This is a genomic window from Okeania sp. SIO2C2 (genome assembly GCF_010692625.1).
Taxonomy (GTDB): Bacteria; Cyanobacteriota; Cyanobacteriia; order Cyanobacteriales; family Microcoleaceae; genus Okeania; species Okeania hirsuta.
Genome location: NZ_JAAHGM010000029.1, coordinates 45,104 through 64,668, shown reverse-complemented (window position 1 = coordinate 64,668; position 19,565 = coordinate 45,104). Strand labels below are relative to the sequence as shown.

Here is a 19,565-nt window from a genome sequence, read left to right as displayed (position 1 = left end):
ATGTTAAAGTGCTTCCCGTTGTTATGAGGTACACCTGTCGCGGGCAAGATGCCTGCAATACAATGATTTTACTATTCAAGCTTGTACCTCATTTGCCCGAAATATGCTGTAAATAATTTCGGTAAATTACTGTAAAATTAAAGTTCTGTAGCTCTATAAAATCTAACTTTTAACTTTTAACTTTTTAATTGACTATGCCACAAATAATTTTCAACTTTAAATGTTCAATAATTTCGGTAAATTACTGTAAAATCAAAGTTTTGTAGCTCTATAAAATATTACTTTTGACTTTTGACTTTTGAATTTTGACTTCACATACTTTTGACTTTTGAATTTTGACTTCACATGGAAATTATTAGGTATAAAAAGTTTGGTTTACCAGATTTTAAATTTTTATTTGACAATCAAATATTGCCATATTTAATTATTGCTTTTGGGGTGGCTGTCAGGTTAGTTCAATATTTATCTAATCGTTCTCTTTGGGCGGATGAAGCGGTTTTGGCTTTGAATATTGTCAATCGTTCTTATTTGGAATTTTTCCAACCTTTGGATTATGACCAAGGTGCGCCGATTGGTTTTTTGATGGTAGAAAAATTGGCAGTTCAGATATTAGGGAATAATGAGTATGCTCTACGATTATTTCCTTTTATTTGTGGCATAGGTTCGTTGTTTGTATTTTATGAATTAGCAAAAAAATGGATTCCTAAATCTGCTATTCCTATCGGTTTAATTTTGTTTGCCAGTTTGGAATACTTAGTCTACTATTCCGCAGAAGTAAAACAATATTCTAGTGATGTAGCGATCGCTCTCTTTTTATATCTACTATTACTACCTTTGGTCAAGGCAAAATTGAACTGTGGTCAAATGATTAGATTTGGTTTGCTCGGAGCGATCGCTATTTGGTTTTCTCATTCTTCTATCTTTATTTTGGCTAGTATTGGGGGGAGTGCTTTACTCATTAATTTGTGGCAGAAAGACCTGAGTAAAGTCAAAAATTTATTACTCATTTATTCAGCTTGGGTTTTAAGTTTTGTCATCTTTTATTTTGTGTCTTTGAGAAGTTTAACTGGCAACGAAACTCTCACAACTTCTTGGGGCGATGGTTTTCCTAGTTCCCCATTTGATATTGTTTGGATGTTTGATGCTTTTGGCAAGTTTTTCTATAAACCCTTGGGGTTTACTAAATGGATGGATGGATTAGCTATTATCCTTTTTTTAGTAGGTTGTATTTCTTGTTGGTTGAGCAGAAAAGAAATTTTATTGCTATTACTTTCTCCATTATTCGTAACTTTTTTAGCATCCTTTTTACACCAATACCCATTTCGGAGTCGTCTAGTTTTATTTCTCACTCCATTCGTAATTTTTCTCATCGCAGCAGGTGGAGGTTATATTCTGAGTAAACCTAAATTTCGACCGATAAAAATTATTGGTATTTTCTTGGTTATCTTATTGTTATATAAACCTTTATCAAAAGCTATTGATTTGATAGAAGACCCGATAACTTATTCAGAAATTAAGCCTGTGCTGAATTATATTCAAAAAAATCAACAACCAGGGGATGTTTTGTATGTTTATCAACGAGGTATATATCAGTTTCAGTATTATGCAGAAAAATATGGTTATCAGGAAGGAGATTATATTATTGGTGTGGATGATTTAGATAAATATGATGGTCAAGAATTATCTATTGCTGAAATGACAAGATATGAAAAAGACTTAGATAAATTGCGGGGGAATAAAAGAGTTTGGTTATTATTTTCTCATACTCATATTCCGGCAGAAAGGAGATTTTTAAATTATTATCTGAATGAAATTGGTCTCAGAATAGATACTTTTGAAAAGCCTGGGTCTTATGTATATTTATATGATTTGAGTTGAGGTCTGGCTAAATAGGTTGTGATATTTTGTTTTTTTCGCAAATCATTTCTACAACCTGAAGGTTATAGCTGCCGCCACCATCCTCCGCCAACGCGTTTATATGGGAAGCAAAGCGGAAGGTCATTCTATCACTCAGAAACGATACAATTTTAAGTTGAATAAAAAGTCATGCATGTAGGCAAATTACCCCATTTAATACTTACGATATCACAAAAATTGTGAGGATGCAACCTCAAATCCTTTGACGCGCCATGAGCTTAAGAAAATGAGGATGTTTGTGGTTCTCGAATCAAGAAGGATTAATGGCAAGATTTGATGAGTTGACATACTCCCCGGCGTAAACGCACGGGGATTCTCCTGAAACCAGGATTCTTGGTTCAATGAGTCCACTTAAACTAAACACCTTACGGCATCTAGTCCAGAGATGGTTCTCTCCCCAAGCGTTCGCTCTATTTCAAGAGCCTGTTCCCGTATGCCCTACGGTACAGTTTAAACCTTAAAAAAACTTTGGTTCTCTGATACTTGTTGCTTAGAGCTTTTCCATGCACAAGCATTCCTGTACAAAACCCCCTAGCTCTAGTTTTCAAGGTGCAAACGCTACAAGTTAGGTAGCTATAGGTTTTTAGAGCGGTTGAATACCTTTCCGCTTTTTTAAGCATAACATAAAGTCCCCCTAAAAGGGGGAGGCTTTAAACCCAATTTTTCGGTAAAAGCCAGCATTTTTATCAGGGCTGCACAAGATGAACATCTTTCTGATATTGCTCTTGGAAAAAATTCCTGAATATGAGCGATCGCTCATATAGTAGGCAAAATACGTTGAATAAAAAGTCATGTGTATAGGCGAGTTACCCCATTCAATACTTACGATATCACAAAAATTGTGAGGATGCAACCTCAAATCCTTTGACGCGCTATGAGCTTCATAAAATGAATATATTTTTAGTTCTGGAATCAAGAAGGATTAATGGCAAGATTTGATGAAGGGAAAAATCTCACCTCTTTTCTGGAGATATCTAATACTATCAATTCATAAATTCTACTTTTTCAAAGCTTTTTAAGGTCAATCCATTTTTCCTGTTATAGCAATTCCAATAAGTAGGGTTTGCTGATTAAATATCAAATAATTGACAGATAAAGTTTTGAGAAATTTTAGGTCTTTAATTTGTCATAAAAGCTTCAGATAAAATTTTGTTTTTTCAGTAACTTTTTAACGATTATCTAAACCTATTTTGTCGCAGAAAACATCTGGTATTGGTAAAGAGGGTATGGCCCACCAAGGATTATGTTGTTGTAACTCCTCTAATTGATAGGAACCAGTCGCAACAGCAATAGACCTAGCACCAATAGCATTACAACAGTTTATATCTTTGGGCGTATCTCCAATTACATAAACTTTTTCTAAGTCAATTTCTCCGACTAATTCTTGGGCACTGGTTAACGCTTGACGGGCGATCGCTTTTCTATCTGCTACTGTATCTGAAAATCCGCCCTGAGTAAAATTAAAATAATTATCTAAACCATAATGAGTAAGTTTTGCTTTTGCTCCTACAGAGGTATTTCCTGTTAGTAATAGAGAAATTACATCGTTACGGTTGGGGTGTAAATGAGAGATAATTTCTTTGACTCCCTGTAATATTGCCCCTTGTTTTCTAGTAAGACTTTGAGGTAGGTATTCACTATAAACTTGTAATAATTGGTCTATTTTGCCATCATTGGGAATAATACCCCCTAATTCTAAAATTTGAGCTGCTAGTAAGCGATCTGTTGCTCCTGCTGTGTGGAGTTGTGATAAATCTATCTCTTTGCCAATTATTTCTCTAGCAGCATCTTCTAGGGCAAAAATACCTGCTCTACCAGTGGTTAATAATGTTCCGTCAAGATCCCAAAATAGTATTGTAGTCATTTTGATTCGGAGTAACTGGTTAATGTTTTAGAAATTAATAAATATTTCGTACTTTTAACTATTATTTTATCCTCAAAGTATTTCCTTTCTCACCCATTTACGAATATTCTATTTTTTCTTACTTTTAAAGTGATGTACCAATTTAGCGGGTCCTTCAGATACCAATTTTCTAATAGTGCCACAGTGTCCTCTTACTTGTGGGATGCTATCACTCGAAAGTATCATTTAATTTCAAACCTCCATTTTTTACTGTTTATTTTTGTCTTTTATTTTTTGCTTTTATCTAACACTAAAAGCAATAGCTGATTGCTGACGGCTAAATACTTACGTCTTGTCTACATAGATACTTTTGAAAAGCTTGGAGTTTATGTATCTTTTTATATTATGAGTTAGCAAAGAAACAATGCAGTTGTGATAGAAGTACAAATATAAAGACAACCCCCTAGAAAATACGGGATTACTAAATTAAGCCATGAAATCTAATATTTAGTCCAATATAAAATGCTTTTCTGTTAGTAGATAAGTAATTACTATAAATCAATATAACATAGTAAAAATATGGTTGAGGCCGGCCGTAAGCAAGGCACGCTTTGAATCTACATCGTTACTACAAAATAATGTACATCCAAAATCTTAAACAAATTTTAATCCCATCAAATACCCCAAAAACAAATCAGAAAATATTTTGGCTAATTCTCAGCTTAACCTTCGCAACAATATATAGTTTACTAGCACTTAAACAAGCATTTAGTGGAAAATATATTGTGCAAGACGATGCACGACAGCACGTTTTTTGGATGCGTCGTTTTTTAGACCCAGAATTATTTCCTAATGATTTAATTGCTGATTATTTTCAGTCTGTTGCACCATGGGGTTATAAAACTTTCTATTGGCTATTTTCCCAAGTAGGAATAGACCCAATGTTCCTGAATAAATTATTACCATTACCTTTAAGTTTAATAACTGCTGGCTACTGTTTTGGAGTTTGTTTTCAGATATTACCCATACCTTTTGCTGGTTTTATTGCCTCAGTATTATTAAGTCAAAATATCTGGCTTCAAGATGATATAGCTTCTGGCACACCAAGAGCTTTTTTATATCCTTTATTTCTGGCAGTTTTATACTATTTATTGCGAAAATCACTAGTTCCATTTTTAGTAGCGATCGCTCTGTTGGGATTATTTTATCCGCAATACGTTATCCTGACTGCTTTGATTTTAATTATCAGACTTTTAAACTGGGAAAAAAGGTGGTTTTGTCTGAGCAAAAATCCACAGGATTATCTATTTAGTGGAGTAGGTTTAGGATTAAGTTTGTTGGTGATTTTCTTTTATGCTTTAAATTCTAGTAATTATGAACCTGTAATTACAGCATTCCAAGCAAAAGTTTTGCCAGAATTTGGTGAAGCTGGTAGAAGTATTTTTTTCTTACAAAATTCTTGGGATTTTTTCATCTTCGGCGGTCGTAGCGGTATTCTACCTAAAAAAATATTTCTACCTCGTATATTAATAGTTGGATTATTATTACCAATACTTTTTCAGAAGGAAGAAGGAAGAAGGAAGAGGGAAGCAAGAAGAAGGAAGAAGGAAGAGGGAAGAAGGAAGAAGGAAGAGGGAAGCAAGAAGAAGGAAGAAGGAAGAGGGAAGAAGGAAGAAGATAAAACCCATAACTTTGATGGGGCAAGAATTTTTCTGACAAGACCACCTTTAATTCAAAAAATAACACCGAATATTAAATTGTTAGTTCAGATTTTTTTTGCTGGTGTAGTTTTATTCGTGGCAGCTCATCTTTTATTATTCAAGTTACATTTACCAAGTCGTTACACAAATCATAGTTTTCGGATAATTTTAGCTATAGCAACTGCCGTTGTTTTGTGCATAATTTTAGATGCCGTCTTTCAGTGGGTAACTCAACAACCATCCGACAAAAGTAGAATAGTTGCAGGATTAATTTTTATGGGATTTTTAGGGATTTTACTTATTGGTAATTTTAGCTTGTGGAAAAATTTTTTTGACCTTGATTATCAAAAAGGTAAATCTCCAGAAATTTATGAATTTTTTGCTCAACAACCAAAAGATATTCTCATTGCTTCTCTCTCAGAAGAGGTGAATTATATCCCTACATTTTCTCAACGTTCGGTATTGTTTGCCTGGGAATATGCTATTCCCTATCATCTCGGTTATTACAATCAAATTAAACAACGAGCTACAGAATTTATTTTTGCTCAGTATCATTCAGATATTCAATTGATTCAGAATTTTATCAATACTTATGAAATAGATTTTTTAATCTTAGATCGTCAAGCATTTATGCCAAAATATGTTCTGAAGAATCGTTGGTTGAGACAGTGGTATCATCAAATGGGAAATCAGATTGGAATTAACCTCCAAAATGGAACTATTCCTGCCATAGTTGGCACTATAGATAAATGTTCAGTTTTAGAAACAGAAAAATTATGGGTTTTGGAAAGTAAATGTATTTTGCTTGAATAAGCAATAAGAAAAATACTGAAATTAGCAACCTTTTTCTTCTATATTTTATTTATCGTTATCAAGATTACATTTTTGCTATTCTTTTGTTAAATTTAAACTCGCTTATAGCTAACTTATATCTGATTTTTCATCCTCATGATAAGGATAGGAAAGTTCTCTTTGAATTCTCCGGATGCTAGATTTCCTTTCTCCAGATCCTAACAACATAAGTACCAATGATAACATAGGCGAAATAACAAATATAATTCCCCAAAAAACTATAAACCAGTTAGGATTCTGTAGAATTTCAAGCGAAATTTGCTCTGGGTTGTTAATAAAATTATTAACCTGGTCTACTTTTTGAGTAGCTACTAATTCACTTGAAGCAGAAAAAGCTTCTTGTATTGGAATTTCATCATATTCAGTCAAAAGAAATACTCCATATCCACTCTTTCGTTTATGACCCATTCGCTTTTTTTTAGCACCTTGAAGCTGTCCTGGAATAATTTCAGTAATACGTTTTCCAAGCAAGCCAAAATAAGTAACTTCACAGGTTACTTTTTGGTTTAACTGGAAGCGTTTACATTTTAGGGTTGTCAGTTCAGAACCAAATAACAAATATAATTCTAATACAAAGGCAAAAATAAAACCTATAGGTTCAGGAAGATTAATTTTTTTTGACATGGCTTATCATCAGATAAATATTTAGTAGACTTCTTGAAAATTATACAAAAATTTATCGCTCGATCGGCTATATATAGTTATTTAACTTAAGAATGAGACATTAAACTATACAATAATCACGCATAATTTCATCTAAAGATTTATGTGAATCGCCATACATTCTGGCTCTCTTTAATGCACTAAAATCATGTTCAATGTTATTTAAATCAGGAGAATATTTGGGGAGGAATATTACTTGATGTTCTGTTTCTTCTACCATTTCTCTAATTATATTTTTGCCATGGATTGGAGCATTATCCATAATTAATACTCAAGGAATTTCTCATGAGACTAATAAATATTTTGATCGCCAGCCTTCAAAGCCTTCTGCATTTAAACTTCCTGTGAATATCATTGGGGCAATTAGGTCCTTTTTTCTTTTTCTTCTCTAACCTAATAGGTGTTCTCTTTTTCCCCCCTTTCCTTGTCTGTCTCCATCAATTTTCTTACCTGTTTTTGACCAAGCATAAATACAACTGCTTTCCTCCTCAAATCCTGATTCATCAATATATACCCTTACTTTGACTTCCATATATTTTTATTAATTCTCTCCAGGAGCTATCATATTTTATTCTTTCTTTTCTATTGCTTTGTCTATAACGCAGTTCTTTTTTTTCTAGTTATTTTTATTTTTTTCAGGGCACTCCAAATTGCTGTTGTACTGACTCCAAATTTTTATGCTATGAGTTTAAGTTTTGCTTGTGGATTTTCTTTTATATCTTTTTCTAATTCTTTTATATCTAGTTTTCTGTGACGATTCCTTACTTTTGTGGCTTCAAGTTCTTCCCTATCTAACCATCTATATATGGATGCTCTTCCTATTCCAAAGAGTTTCGCTGCTTTGGTGATTTTACCACCGCTTTCTACGTAATCTATCACTTTTTGTCTTAAGTCTAAACTATAACTCATTCTTTAAACTCTCCTCAATTCTATTTGAGTATTTTACCCTATTTTTTTCTCATCCTTAAGTTAAACGACTATAGTTCTATGTTTTTGGGCAACAGAGATTAAGATTAACTTCTAAATAAATTTACAATATGGTGTTATTTCAGTTATCAGTTGTAAATTTTCTAGTATTATCTTTTCTATATGAATTCTATCTGGATTTAATACCTTATATCTACACGGTGTCTATAATTAGTTAGGGTTAATTCCATGAAGTAGTAACTTTTCAGTATCCCTATCCACTTTTTACTTCTTCCTTCTTTAAGGTAATGAAATGGTGAAAATTAACACTTTGAAAGATAAAATCCTCAATCCGATAGCTCAAATTTTTATATTAGGCTTAATTTTCGGAATTTCCTATACTCAAGACCCTCTATATACCTCAAATCAACATACTAAATTTTTACAAGGATTAGCTAAAGCTGATTTAGGTTATTTAAACCAAGATTGGTTAGCTAATAGACTCGACCCTTTACCCGCTTTTACTTTTTTAGTTCAAATTACTTACACTTACTTTCATGAAAACTTTTTCTACTTTTATTACATCCTCATTTTTGGCATCTATATTTACAGTATGCTTGGCATTGCTTCAGTAATTTTTAAAATTAATACTTCCCGACTCAAACTACTAATTTATTTTCTCCTCCTCCTGACTATCAACTGTCTACAAATTAGAATATTTGACTTTAAAACTCATGTACATCTCCACTATGGTTTAGCCGAACAATATATTCTCGGTGGATATTTTCAACCCTGTACATTTGGAGTCTTAATTATCTTTTCTATATATGCCTTTCTCAGAAAAAAACCTTTTTTAGCAGTCTTAGCTTTAGGAATAGCTGCAACCTTTCATCCCACATATCTCCCTAGTGCAGCTTTACTCACTTTAGCTTATCTGATTCTCACTTATAAAAATGAAAATAATCTCAAAAAATCATTATTAATAGCTGTCGTTTCATTTATATCTGTATTACCAGTAGTCAGTTATATGACTATTACTTTTAGACCCACGTCTCCAGAGCTTTTTCAAATTTCTGAAAGCTTACTTGTAAATCGAATTCCCCATCATTCCTTCCCCGATATTTGGTTAACTGAACCTGCCGCCCCAATTCAAATCTTAGTAGTAGTTATCGCTCTCTATCTCCTCCGCAAAACTAGACTATTTTTTATCTTATTTTTGCCCTTTGCCACAGCTACTATTCTGACAATAATTCAAATAATTTCTGTCAGTAACACTTTGGCGTTTCTTACCCCTTGGCGAGTATCCGCTTTTTTAGTTCCGATTTCTACTTGTATGATAAGTGCCTATATTGTGGCTGTTATTTTTGATAGATATTATCCCCAGATTCTGAAATACAAAAAAACACTTGAAATTGGCAGTTTAGTAGGAATATATCTGTTCATATTGTCAGGAGTGGCAATACAACTAGAAAAGCTAACTATTAATCAAAAAGATACGCCAATTATTATGGAATATGTCAAAGCAAATAAACAGGCAGGAGATATATATTTAGTTCCTTACGCTTCTGGGAAATTCGTTGACTTTAGAATTGCTACAGGTGCGCCAATTTTAATTAATCTTAAATCTCATCCCTACAAAGATACAGAAGTTATTGAATGGCACAATAGATTATTAATGGCACAGCAGTTTTATGATAATTCTGTCATAGCTAAATGCCAGACTTTGCAAAATTTAATCGATAAATATCAGATAACTCATATAATTGTTGAAAATGACGACTCTGTTAAATGTTCAGGAGTAGAAATAATTTATATAGATAATTTATATAAGATGTATCAAGTTATTGAAAAATAGGGCGTTGCTGAAGCGCGTCTATGATATTAATCTTAATTATTTAGGAGTCAACCCACCCCTAACCCCTCCCAGGAGGGGGAGGACCGAGTCAGGAGTCAGGAGGAAAGAAAGAACAAGAAAGAGTAGTAGAGGGAGAAAGTTTTTTGTTTGCGCTCTTATCTGGACAAGATATCATACCTCTTTTCACCAACGCCTTATTGAAAAATAGCTACTATTGAAAAATATTGAATTGAAAACCTACTACTTACCACCTAAAACCTTATTTAATGTTCTATAAAAAACCTTATTTTACTTGGCTAAAAATATTTATTGCCATTACCTTAATCTTAGGAATATGTTTCAGATTCATAAATATTGACCGCAAAGTTTACTGGTACGATGAAACAATTACCTCCTTAAGAATTGCTGGTTATACTAGAGGCGAATTAGAAGATATAACCGATGAAGCTGGCATAATTAGTGGGAAATTTTTCCAGCAGTATCAAGGCACTAACTCTAATAAAAATGTCATTAATACTATCAACTCCTTAGCAACAGAAAACCCCGAACATTTGCCGATTTATTTTGTACTACTCAGATGGTGGGTAAAATTATTTGGTCATTCTGTAGTAGTAACCAGAAGTTTCTCAGCTTTGACCAGCTTATTAATATTTCCTTGTATTTACTGGTTATGCCGAGAATTGTTCAATCAACCATTAGTTGGAGAAATAGCGATCGCTCTGACGGCAGTTTCTCCAATTTCAGTATTATACGCTCAAGAAGCACGGGTTTATAGTTTATTTACAGTAACAATTTTATTATCAAGTATTGCCTTACTTCGGGCAATGAAAATCTCCACTAAACGTAACTGGCAAATTTACACAGCAAGTTTAATTTTTGCCTTATATACTCATCTTTTTTCCATATTAGTAGCCTTGGGTCATGGATTATATATACTTTTAATTGAAAAACTAAAATTAACCAAAAAATTCAAGTCTTATCTCCTAGCATCTGTTTCTGGATTTATAATTTTTTTACCATGGCTAATAGTAATAATTGAGCATTTCGATGGCACAAAATGGGTATCTCAAACAGTACCTTTACTAACCTTGTTGAAAAGATGGTTGATTAATGTAGGTTTTACTTTTATCGATATTCAAATTGGCTCTTCAGAAAGATTATTTGATGTCAAAAATATTGTTTTTGATAATGATGCTTTATTAAGTCTCAATACAATCTGGCCTTACTTATTATTGATAACTTTAGTCTTGGTAATATACTCAATTTATTTTATCTGTCAGAATACACCTAAATCAGTAAGTCTGTTCATCTTAACCTTGATATTATTAACTCCCATAACTTTAATAATTCCCGATTTAATTTCTGGAGGACAACGTTCAACTATTCCTCGTTATTTCATCCCCAGTTACTTAGGAATTAAAATATCTGTTGCTTATCTTTTGGCTACTAATTTAAGCAACTTTATTAACCAAGTTCAATATAAATTTTGGCAAATAGTAACAGTTACTCTAATTTCTGTAGGAGTAGTATCTTGTGGAATTAGTTCCCAAGCAGAAACTTGGTGGCATAAATATAGTAGTTATTATGACCCTCAAGTAGCAAAAATCATTAACCAAACAAACAACCCACTTGTAATTAGTAATCATTCCCTGAGATTAGCTTCTCTGAGTTATTTGCTTAATTCTCAAGTTAAATTTCAATTTGTTGAAGTGGGTGATATACCAGAAATTCCTGATGGTTTTAGTCATGTGTTTATATTTCGCCCAGAATGGAGTTTAATTTCAGGATTAGAAACACAAGAAAACTCCTCACTAGAATTAGTTCATAACAGTGGAGAACTCTGGATTTTAAAAGCATCAGAAAAAAAGAGTCAGCGGAAATAAATCAAGTAGTTATTCAGGATAAATATTTATACCAATTACTATGCATTAAAGCTATACTTAGATAGTACTTCAATTATTAAGTAATTAACACTAGCCTTATCACTTTTTTGATAATTAGCACCCTAGGAGTGCATTAATTATTATTATGTTGACTACTCCCTTACTTCCCATCCTGGGAGGGGTTAGGGGTGAGTTCCCTACTCCCCTACTCAAGATACGGGTTGAAAAGTTTTTGAGAAATGGTATTACTTAAACCTCAGAATATTCGATGCAAAAATCTTACTTTCATTGGTTAAGAGTCTTAATTGTCATCGTCTTAATCTTAGGAGTCTACTTCAGATTCATCAATATTGACCGAAAAGTTTACTGGCACGATGAGATAATTACTTCTGTAAGAATAGCTGGTTATACAAAAGAAAATTTTTCTGACATTCTGAAAAAATCTGGTGTAGTCGAGCAGGAAAATTTACAACAATATCTAAATATCGACTCTAACAAAACTTTTATTAGTACCATTAACTCTTTAGCAACAGAAAATCCCGAACAGGTTCCCATATATTTTATACTTTTGAGATGGTGGGTAAAATTATTTGATAACTCTATAGAAGTAATCAGAAGTTTTTCTGCTGTAGTTAGCTTGTTAGTATTTCCTTGTGTTTATTGGTTATGCCGATAATTATTTAATAAATCATTAGTTGGAGAAGTAGCAATCGCTCTGACGGCAACTTCTCCAATTTTGGTCTTATATACTCAAGAAGCGCGGGGTTATAGTTTATTTACTTTGACGGTTTTATTATCATATTTGCTTGATTCTAAGTGTCAAATTAACATAATTATCCATACACAATACTCTCCAGTTTTTTAGATTTAATATCTGAATTGTTGAGAGTCACAATTTTATTTATTAGCAAAATAATATTGATTTTTATTAATTATTCATAGAAGTAAAAACCGTGTAACAACATAAATACGTTCATTACTATAAGTTTTAATTATGGTATTTTTATATAGATACGAAATGTTTGTCTTCATAGAATCTTTAGAAACTTTGGTACTACTCTACAACAAGGAACAGTGAGAAAAATATTTCTCTGTCTTACACCAATTTGATAAATATTTGCTACAAATAACTAGGTTATTTCTTAGGAGTCAGGAGTCAAAATGAATAGACATCTCCAAAAATCAAAAATCAAATCAGTTATCACGCAGAAATGATCAATTATTCCCCTCCTGGAAGGGGTTAGGGGTGGGTTCCCTACTGCCTACAGCAAAGCTGCCTACTCCCTCTTTTCTGGAGATGTCTAATATCTTTAGATACCATTTATAGCAGTCGCCACTATAGTTAGGACATCGGGTAATTATAATGATTCATAACACGAGCAAGATGTTCATATTAATTGTCAAACACCAACCAGGCGGTTGCTATAGAATTCGTCGCTGCCTAAAAGATATGAAGTGTTTACGGGATGCTATAGAATTTATCTTGCGTCAAGCGTCCTAACAGTTATGGCGACAGTTATGGCAGTTGCTATATTAGGTCAGAATTTATCTTTAGAGTACCGTCACTTTTTGTCTGGAAATAATTTTTTTTGCTGTTTTTATAGAAATTTAGTAGTTGACAACTATTTTTTTGTAACTATCTATGGACTATGGAAAAATTAATTTGCATAAATTTTTAACTGCACCCACTCCAGTCAGATTTTGGTTTTATTTAAGTCTGGGTTTAGCAGCAATTTGTGGAATTTTAGGAATTATTCCCGCTTTTAGTAATGAATATGTGGTGCAGGATGATGCTCGCTCCCACGTTTTTTGGATGGCAAGATTTCTCAATCCCGAACTTTTTCCCAACGATATTATTGCTGACTATTTTCAATCTGTTGCTCCCACCGGATATACCTATTTTTATCAATTATTTTCTCTCATAGGCATTCCACCTTTACTATTAAATAAATTTCTGCCAATCATATTAGGATTAATCACAACTACCTATTGTTTTAGAGTAGAAATAGAAATATTCCCAGTGCCACTCGCCGGATTTCTCAGCACATTATTTTTGAATCAAAATCTCTGGCTAAAAGATGACTTAATATCCGCTACCCCCAGAGCATTTTTCTATCCTTTATTTTTGGCATTTTTATACTATTTCCTCAGACATTCTTGGTTAGGAATTGCAGTAGCGATCGCTCTACTCGGATTATTTTATCCCCAAGGAGTTTTACTATGTCTTGCTGTCTTAGTCTTAGATTTTCTCCACTGCCGAAGTCGCCCAAAATTTATCATTTTAGCTATTGGTTTAACCGCAGGTTTTTTCGTACTTTTACCCTATGCTTTGAATACCTCCGAATATAGTCCGATTATTACATTAGCTGAAGCTAAAAATTTACCAGAATTTTGGCCAGGAGGTAGAGCTTCCTTCTTTTCAAATAATAGTTTTGACTTTTGGTTAACAGGCGATCGCTCAGGCATTATCCCCCCAGAATGGTTATCTCAATCTTTCCTACCTCCTCAAGTTTGGGCAGGATTATCACTCATTTTCTTAAGATCAAGATATTTTCCCCTAGCCAAAAAAATCACTCATAAAATCATCCTTTTACCAGAATTATTATTAGCATCAACCGGAATATTTTTAGCTGCTCACTTTTTACTATTTCGGTTACATCATCCCAGTCGTTACAGTCAACATAGTCTCAGAATAATCATGGCTTTAGCTGGTGGGATAGCCTTCACTTTAATAATTGATTTTGTCTGGCACAAATTTCATCTACTCAACCATCCCTTCCAAACAAAACCAGTTGAAAAAAATAAAACTATATTAAGTTCCTATAGAAGATTAATTACACATCCTATAAAATCCCTGTTCCCTGTTCCCTGTTCCCTGTTCCCTTACTTATATATAGTGCTAATTCTCCTCCTGCTATATCCAGCTTTAACCAACAATTTTCCTGTGACTAATTATGTAGTAGGAAAAGTACCTCAACTTTATGAATATTTAGCCCAACAACCTTCAGATATTCGCATTGCTTCTTTAGCATTGGAAGCTAATAATATTCCTACTTTTGCTCAACGTTCAATATTGGTAGGTTCGGAATATGCTTTGCCTTATCATCAGGGATATTATCGGGAAATAAAACAACGAGCTCAGGATTTAATCCAAGCACAATATAGTCCTGATTTAAAACAGGTACAAAATTTTATTGAAAAATATGGAATTGATTTTTGGTTGTTAGATTCTCAAGGGTTGACTTTAGAATATGTCAGGACAAATCATCGTTTGAGGCAATTAAATAATACTGCTGCTGCTGTAGTTAAGATGCAGATGGAAAATGGTGTAGTTCCCAGTTTGTTAAATGCTCAGAAAAGTTGTCAAGTTCTAGATATTCCAGACTTAGTTTTATTAGAAGCAAAATGTATTTTAGAGCTTCAATCTTAAATAAGAGAAATTACTAGATTTTTCATTGTATGAAGCACTCGAAAAAAGCGGCGCGGCGGGAGGGAATTAGGGTTGCGCAGCACCAAAAATTCTGATATGCTTTTGTTATTATGTGGTGTTCGCCCCTACGCATGATTTTTTATTCAACAAAGAAATATGTGTTGATAGGCGATCGCAATACAGACAACTAGAAATAATCACATTGTTGTCATTTTGTGAAGCTCGAAAAAAGCGGCGTGGGGGGAAGAGAATTAGGGTTGCGCAGCACCAAAAATTCTGATATACTTTTGTTATTAGGTGGTGTTCGCCCCTACGCATGATTTTTTATTCAACAAAGAAATCATGTGTTGATAGGCGATCGCAATAGAGAGAACTAGAAATAATCACATATTGTCATTTTGTGAAGCTCGAAAAAAAGAGGCGTGGCGGAAGGAAATTAAGGTTGCGCAGTACCAAAAATTCTGATACAGTTTTGTTATTGGGTGGAGTTCGCCCCTACGCATGACTTTTTATTCAACAAAGAAATATCTGTAGATAGAACTAGATGGGATCGCAAATATCAAGCTGCTGAGGACTGATGCTGATGATGAACCGTAAGACAGTCCAATTGTTGTGCCATTGCTGCCCTTTTTCTACAGGGGATAGAACCAAAAAGTCTTGATGTTCGGCCAATTCTCATTTTATGAAGCACCGACCACGGTGGAAGGAAATTAGGGTTGCACGAAACAAAAAATTCTGATAAAGTTTTGTTAGTGGGTGGTGTTCGCCCCTACGCATGACTTTTTATTCAACTAAAAAAATAATGTCACCAAAAATCATCAGTGTGGTTGGAAACTAAAACCCGTTTTAAATCAATAGAATTTTGTACCTAAAATATTGCTTCTGGATTGTCTAAAAAATTAAGAAAATTAGTATTAGTATTTTGCTTATTCCCTTCTTTTTTCTTCTTCCCTCTTCCTTCTTCCCCCTTCCTTCTTCCCTCTTCCTTTATGATATAAAGAAATCGGGTTTCAAAAGAAACCTTTGCACTTATATATTGTGAATATTTTATTTTATGGTCATCAGTTTCGATCGAGAAACTTGTAGTAATCTCAACATAACTGAATCCCGCGAATGGTTAGTCACAAACGGTATTGGAGGCTACGCTTCTGGTACAGTAGCTAACATCCTAACCCGTCGCTATCATGGATTACTCATAGCAGCACTCAAACCCCCATTAGGGCGTACATTATTGCTAACAAAACTAGACGAAACTGCCAATTATCAAGGTCTAGACTATCCTCTTTACTGTAACCGTTGGGCTGATGGCACAGCAAACCCAGAAGGTTATCAACAAACAGAAAGCTTCTACCTAGAAGGAACAATACCAGTATGGAAATTTACATTTGCAGACGTGGTATTAGAGAAGCGGATCTGGATGGAGCAAGGAGAAAACACCACCTATATTCATTATAATTTGCGCAATGGTAGTCAACCCTTAAGCTTAGAAATTAAAGCATTAATTAACCATCGCGATCATCATCATCATACCAAAGCTCAAGATTGGCAAATCAGTACTGACAACATTAAACAGGGAGTCTGTATACAAGCTTTTCCTGAAGCAACACCCTTATATCTGCTGACACATCCTCATCCAGATGACAAAAAATTAATATCCACACCCACCAATAATTGGTATTACGGATTTAACTTAGCAGTAGAAAAATATCGCGGTCAACAAGAATTAGAAGACCACCTACACGCTGTTACTTTTCACGCACAAATTGAAGTAGGCAAATCTCTAACAATAGTTGCCAGCACAAAAGAAAATGCTACTACTAATGGCGAGAGAGAACTAGCTTTTCATCATAATTACGAACAACAAATAATCCAAAAATTTGCCACTACCAAAACATCTAACTCAGAAGTCAAAAATCCAGTCGTTAAATTCTGGAAATCATTTGCCCAGACAAAACCACAACCTACTGCAAAACCAACTCCAGACTGGATAAATCAATTAGTATTAGCAGCTAACCAATTTATAGTTGATCGCAAATCGCCCAAACATCCATACGGCAAAACTATCCTTGCAGGTTATCATTGGTTTGAAGACTGGGGTCGCGACACAATGATTAGTTTACCTGGTTTAACTATTTGTACAAAACAATTTGATGTCGCCCGGTCTATTCTGCTCACCTTTGCTGAGTACGTTGACCAAGGAATGTTGCCAAACCGCTTCCCCGACGGTAGTACTACACCAGATTATAATACTGTAGATGCCACACTTTGGTATTTTGAAGCAGTTCTTGCATACTATGAAGCTACAGGCGATCGCCAACTTTTAGTAGACTTGTTTCCAATTTTAGCAGAAATCATTGACTACTATCGTCGAGGTACTCGTTACAATATTCAGTTAGATACTGATGATGGTTTAATTTATGCTGGAGAAACAGGTTCACAAATTACTTGGATGGATGCCAAAGTAGATGATTGGGTAGTGACACCGCGTATTGGTAAACCCATTGAAATTAGTGCGCTTTGGTATAATGCTCTGCAAATCATGGATAAGTTTGCCCAACAGTTGGGTAAGGATAATCTAGATTATGAAAGGTTGGCAAGGTTGATAAAGGAAAAGGGTTTTGCTCGTTTCTGGAATCAAGAGGAAGGTTATTGTTACGATGTACTTGATACACCTAACGGTAATGATGCTGCTTTGCGACCGAATCAAATATTTGCCTTATCATTACCAGCGATCGGGAAATTTAGTTACCCACCTCTACTGACACCAGATCAGGAAAAACAGGTGATGGATATATGCACGCACAAGCTATTGACTCCTTATGGTTTACGCAGTCTAGCTAGTGACGATCCTGAATACAAGGGTGTTTATGGAGGCGATATTTATCAACGAGATGGTGCTTATCATCAAGGTACTATCTGGGGTTGGTTGATTGGTCATTATGCTGTAGCGCATCTACGAATTTATAATAACCAAGCAAAAGCTGAAGAGTTATTAAAACCGATGGCAGAACATTTAACGGTGCATGGTATTGGCAGCATTAGTGAAATTTTTGATGGAAATGAACCGATGACACCCCGTGGTTGTATTGCTCAAGCGTGGAGTGTTGCAGAAGTTTTGCGAGCTTGGGCGGTAATTAATAATGAATAATTAATAATTAATAATGGCTTTGTTGCACAAAAGACGATCTGGTAAGCTATTTTTTTGCTAGTCCCTTACTCAAGCGTACGCTCACTTTCGGGAGATTGATGTTTGATTTATCTATTGTCCAATAGTTATGTTGAGTTTAGATAGAGTCAGAGTCAAGCGTACGCTCACTTTCGGGAGATTGATGTTCTATTTATCTATTGTCCAATAGTTACAGCAGTTTCAGCGCGTTATTGTTGTAGATATGCACAAGCAAGTGCGGCAGCTATATACTTTCATGCAACAAAGCCCAAAACTTATATAGATTAGCGTACTTATTGCAGCATTTAGCAGCAAGGGAAAATCATCAATAACCATCGTATCAAACAAAAATACCATGAACAAACAAAAACAGAAAAGCAACAGTCCCGACAATACTGAAACTGCTACTTCCTGCTATCAAGCTGCTTTGAGAGTGTATACCGAATCTGCCTATCCGTTCTACTAAACTTACCCAAACTTACCCGTGCCGGAATTGCACGCAGCTCTGGAGTTAGCTTCCTGCTTTGCTGACGCAATGCTGCGCAAACACAGAAGACCACTGACCGCAGTCTGTAACTTATCTTCTCCACAGGCTTAAAATCGGCGGGAACTGCACCTACTCATAATTGAGTATAGTAAATTTTTTCTTAACTGTCAAGTCCTCCTTTTCTTAGCGATCGCCTCTATCTAGAGGTTTTAATTGCAGCAACAGAGAATCATCAATAATTATCGTATCAAACAAAAATACCATGAACGAACAACGCCTAACAGCATACGCACAACTAATTCAACAACTCTTAGAATGTTCCGAAGACCGAAAGGCAGACTTACTGCAAAACCATCAAGACTTAATCGATAAGGAATTCATCGCCTTCATGCAGCAATATGCACAATATCTGGCAGAAGCAGGCAATAAAAATAACGCCCGACGGCTAATGAATATGGCTCAAAAACTAACGCAACGGTTAAATCAATCGCAAAATCCTGTTTCTTACACTACCCTACTGCAACAACTACTACAAGCAGAATCGGAAGTTAGGGCAGGTAAAGCAAACAAAAGCATCGTCTACCAAATTCTAGACAATAACCGACACCTCCTCAATGAAAACCTCGCCCACATCCTGCCACAATAGGCATCCGACCTCATCACTAACAACTCTCCCGAAAGTACCGATACTACTGTTGCATTAATCGAAAACCTGAGTTTTCATATTTGGCAGTTTCCAAGGGGAAACAGAAAAGCACAAATAGAAATAGCGATCGCCGGATATTTATTCACCCTCAGTCACCATGAAGAAAACACCAAAGATTGGGCAAAGACTCAAAATAGCCTAGGATCAGCCTACCGTC

At 34.6% G+C, this 19,565-nt stretch carries 11 protein-coding genes and 1 pseudogene; 9 read left to right on the top strand and 3 right to left on the bottom strand.

Annotated features, from left to right (window positions below):
• Positions 1-345: 345 nt before the first annotated feature.
• The gene (locus F6K18_RS21475; protein WP_287523849.1) at positions 346-1,878 is read left to right on the top strand and encodes a glycosyltransferase family 39 protein; all 1,533 of its coding nucleotides are present in this window, start codon (positions 346-348) and stop codon (positions 1,876-1,878) included.
• A gap of 1,207 nt (positions 1,879-3,085) precedes the next feature.
• On the opposite strand, the gene F6K18_RS21470 is transcribed toward F6K18_RS21475, so the two are convergent.
• A complete protein-coding gene (locus tag F6K18_RS21470) occupies positions 3,086-3,781 on the bottom strand; it encodes an HAD family hydrolase (RefSeq protein WP_287523847.1) in 696 nt (231 codons plus the stop codon).
• A gap of 617 nt (positions 3,782-4,398) precedes the next feature.
• Between F6K18_RS21470 and F6K18_RS21465 the strand changes: the two genes are divergently transcribed.
• A complete protein-coding gene (locus tag F6K18_RS21465) occupies positions 4,399-6,273 on the top strand; it encodes a hypothetical protein (protein ID WP_287523845.1) in 1,875 nt (624 codons plus the stop codon).
• A 108-nt stretch (positions 6,274-6,381) separates the two neighbouring features.
• Here the strand turns inward: F6K18_RS21465 and F6K18_RS21460 are convergent, their stop codons facing one another.
• Positions 6,382-6,936 (bottom strand): hypothetical protein, encoded by a 555-nt coding sequence (locus F6K18_RS21460; protein WP_287523843.1) that lies wholly within the window; start codon positions 6,934-6,936, stop codon positions 6,382-6,384.
• A gap of 100 nt (positions 6,937-7,036) precedes the next feature.
• Positions 7,037-7,884, bottom strand: a pseudogene (locus F6K18_RS21455) (IS630 family transposase).
• A gap of 310 nt (positions 7,885-8,194) precedes the next feature.
• Here F6K18_RS21455 and F6K18_RS21450 point away from each other — a divergent pair.
• From F6K18_RS21450 to F6K18_RS21420, 7 genes are all read left to right on the top strand, one after another.
• Positions 8,195-9,736, top strand: coding sequence for a DUF6798 domain-containing protein (locus F6K18_RS21450; protein WP_287523840.1), 1,542 nt, complete (start codon positions 8,195-8,197; stop codon positions 9,734-9,736).
• A gap of 4 nt (positions 9,737-9,740) precedes the next feature.
• Positions 9,741-9,944 carry a hypothetical protein gene (locus tag F6K18_RS21445; RefSeq protein WP_287523839.1) on the top strand — a complete coding sequence of 68 codons (204 nt, stop codon included), beginning with the start codon at positions 9,741-9,743 and terminating at the stop codon, positions 9,942-9,944.
• Positions 9,945-10,002: 58 nt separating this feature from the next.
• Entirely contained in the window at positions 10,003-11,619 is a 1,617-nt protein-coding gene (locus F6K18_RS21440; RefSeq protein ID WP_287523837.1) for a glycosyltransferase family 39 protein, read from the top strand.
• A gap of 268 nt (positions 11,620-11,887) precedes the next feature.
• Entirely contained in the window at positions 11,888-12,295 is a 408-nt protein-coding gene (locus F6K18_RS21435) for a hypothetical protein (protein ID WP_287523834.1), read from the top strand.
• A 966-nt stretch (positions 12,296-13,261) separates the two neighbouring features.
• On the top strand, positions 13,262-15,049 hold the full coding sequence (locus F6K18_RS21430) for a hypothetical protein (RefSeq protein WP_287523831.1): 1,788 nt from the start codon (positions 13,262-13,264) through the stop codon (positions 15,047-15,049).
• Between the two features lie 1,054 nt (positions 15,050-16,103).
• Positions 16,104-18,197, top strand: coding sequence for an amylo-alpha-1,6-glucosidase (locus F6K18_RS21425; protein WP_287523828.1), 2,094 nt, complete (start codon positions 16,104-16,106; stop codon positions 18,195-18,197).
• A gap of 767 nt (positions 18,198-18,964) precedes the next feature.
• The gene (locus F6K18_RS21420; protein ID WP_287523825.1) at positions 18,965-19,348 is read left to right on the top strand and encodes a hypothetical protein; all 384 of its coding nucleotides are present in this window, start codon (positions 18,965-18,967) and stop codon (positions 19,346-19,348) included.
• Positions 19,349-19,565 lie beyond the last annotated feature (217 nt).

Bases quoted from the DNA above. Each gene is read 5' to 3' on its own strand.
- F6K18_RS21475 (WP_287523849.1), top strand. From the start codon at position 346: ATGGAAATTATTAGGTATAAAAAGTTTGGTTTACCAGATTTTAAATTT.
- F6K18_RS21470 (WP_287523847.1), bottom strand. From the start codon at position 3,781: ATGACTACAATACTATTTTGGGATCTTGACGGAACATTATTAACCACT.
- F6K18_RS21465 (WP_287523845.1), top strand. From the start codon at position 4,399: ATGTACATCCAAAATCTTAAACAAATTTTAATCCCATCAAATACCCCA.
- F6K18_RS21460 (WP_287523843.1), bottom strand. From the start codon at position 6,936: ATGTCAAAAAAAATTAATCTTCCTGAACCTATAGGTTTTATTTTTGCC.
- F6K18_RS21450 (WP_287523840.1), top strand. From the start codon at position 8,195: ATGGTGAAAATTAACACTTTGAAAGATAAAATCCTCAATCCGATAGCT.
- F6K18_RS21440 (WP_287523837.1), top strand. From the start codon at position 10,003: ATGTTCTATAAAAAACCTTATTTTACTTGGCTAAAAATATTTATTGCC.
- F6K18_RS21435 (WP_287523834.1), top strand. From the start codon at position 11,888: ATGCAAAAATCTTACTTTCATTGGTTAAGAGTCTTAATTGTCATCGTC.
- F6K18_RS21430 (WP_287523831.1), top strand. From the start codon at position 13,262: ATGGACTATGGAAAAATTAATTTGCATAAATTTTTAACTGCACCCACT.
- F6K18_RS21425 (WP_287523828.1), top strand. From the start codon at position 16,104: ATGGTCATCAGTTTCGATCGAGAAACTTGTAGTAATCTCAACATAACT.
- F6K18_RS21420 (WP_287523825.1), top strand. From the start codon at position 18,965: ATGAACGAACAACGCCTAACAGCATACGCACAACTAATTCAACAACTC.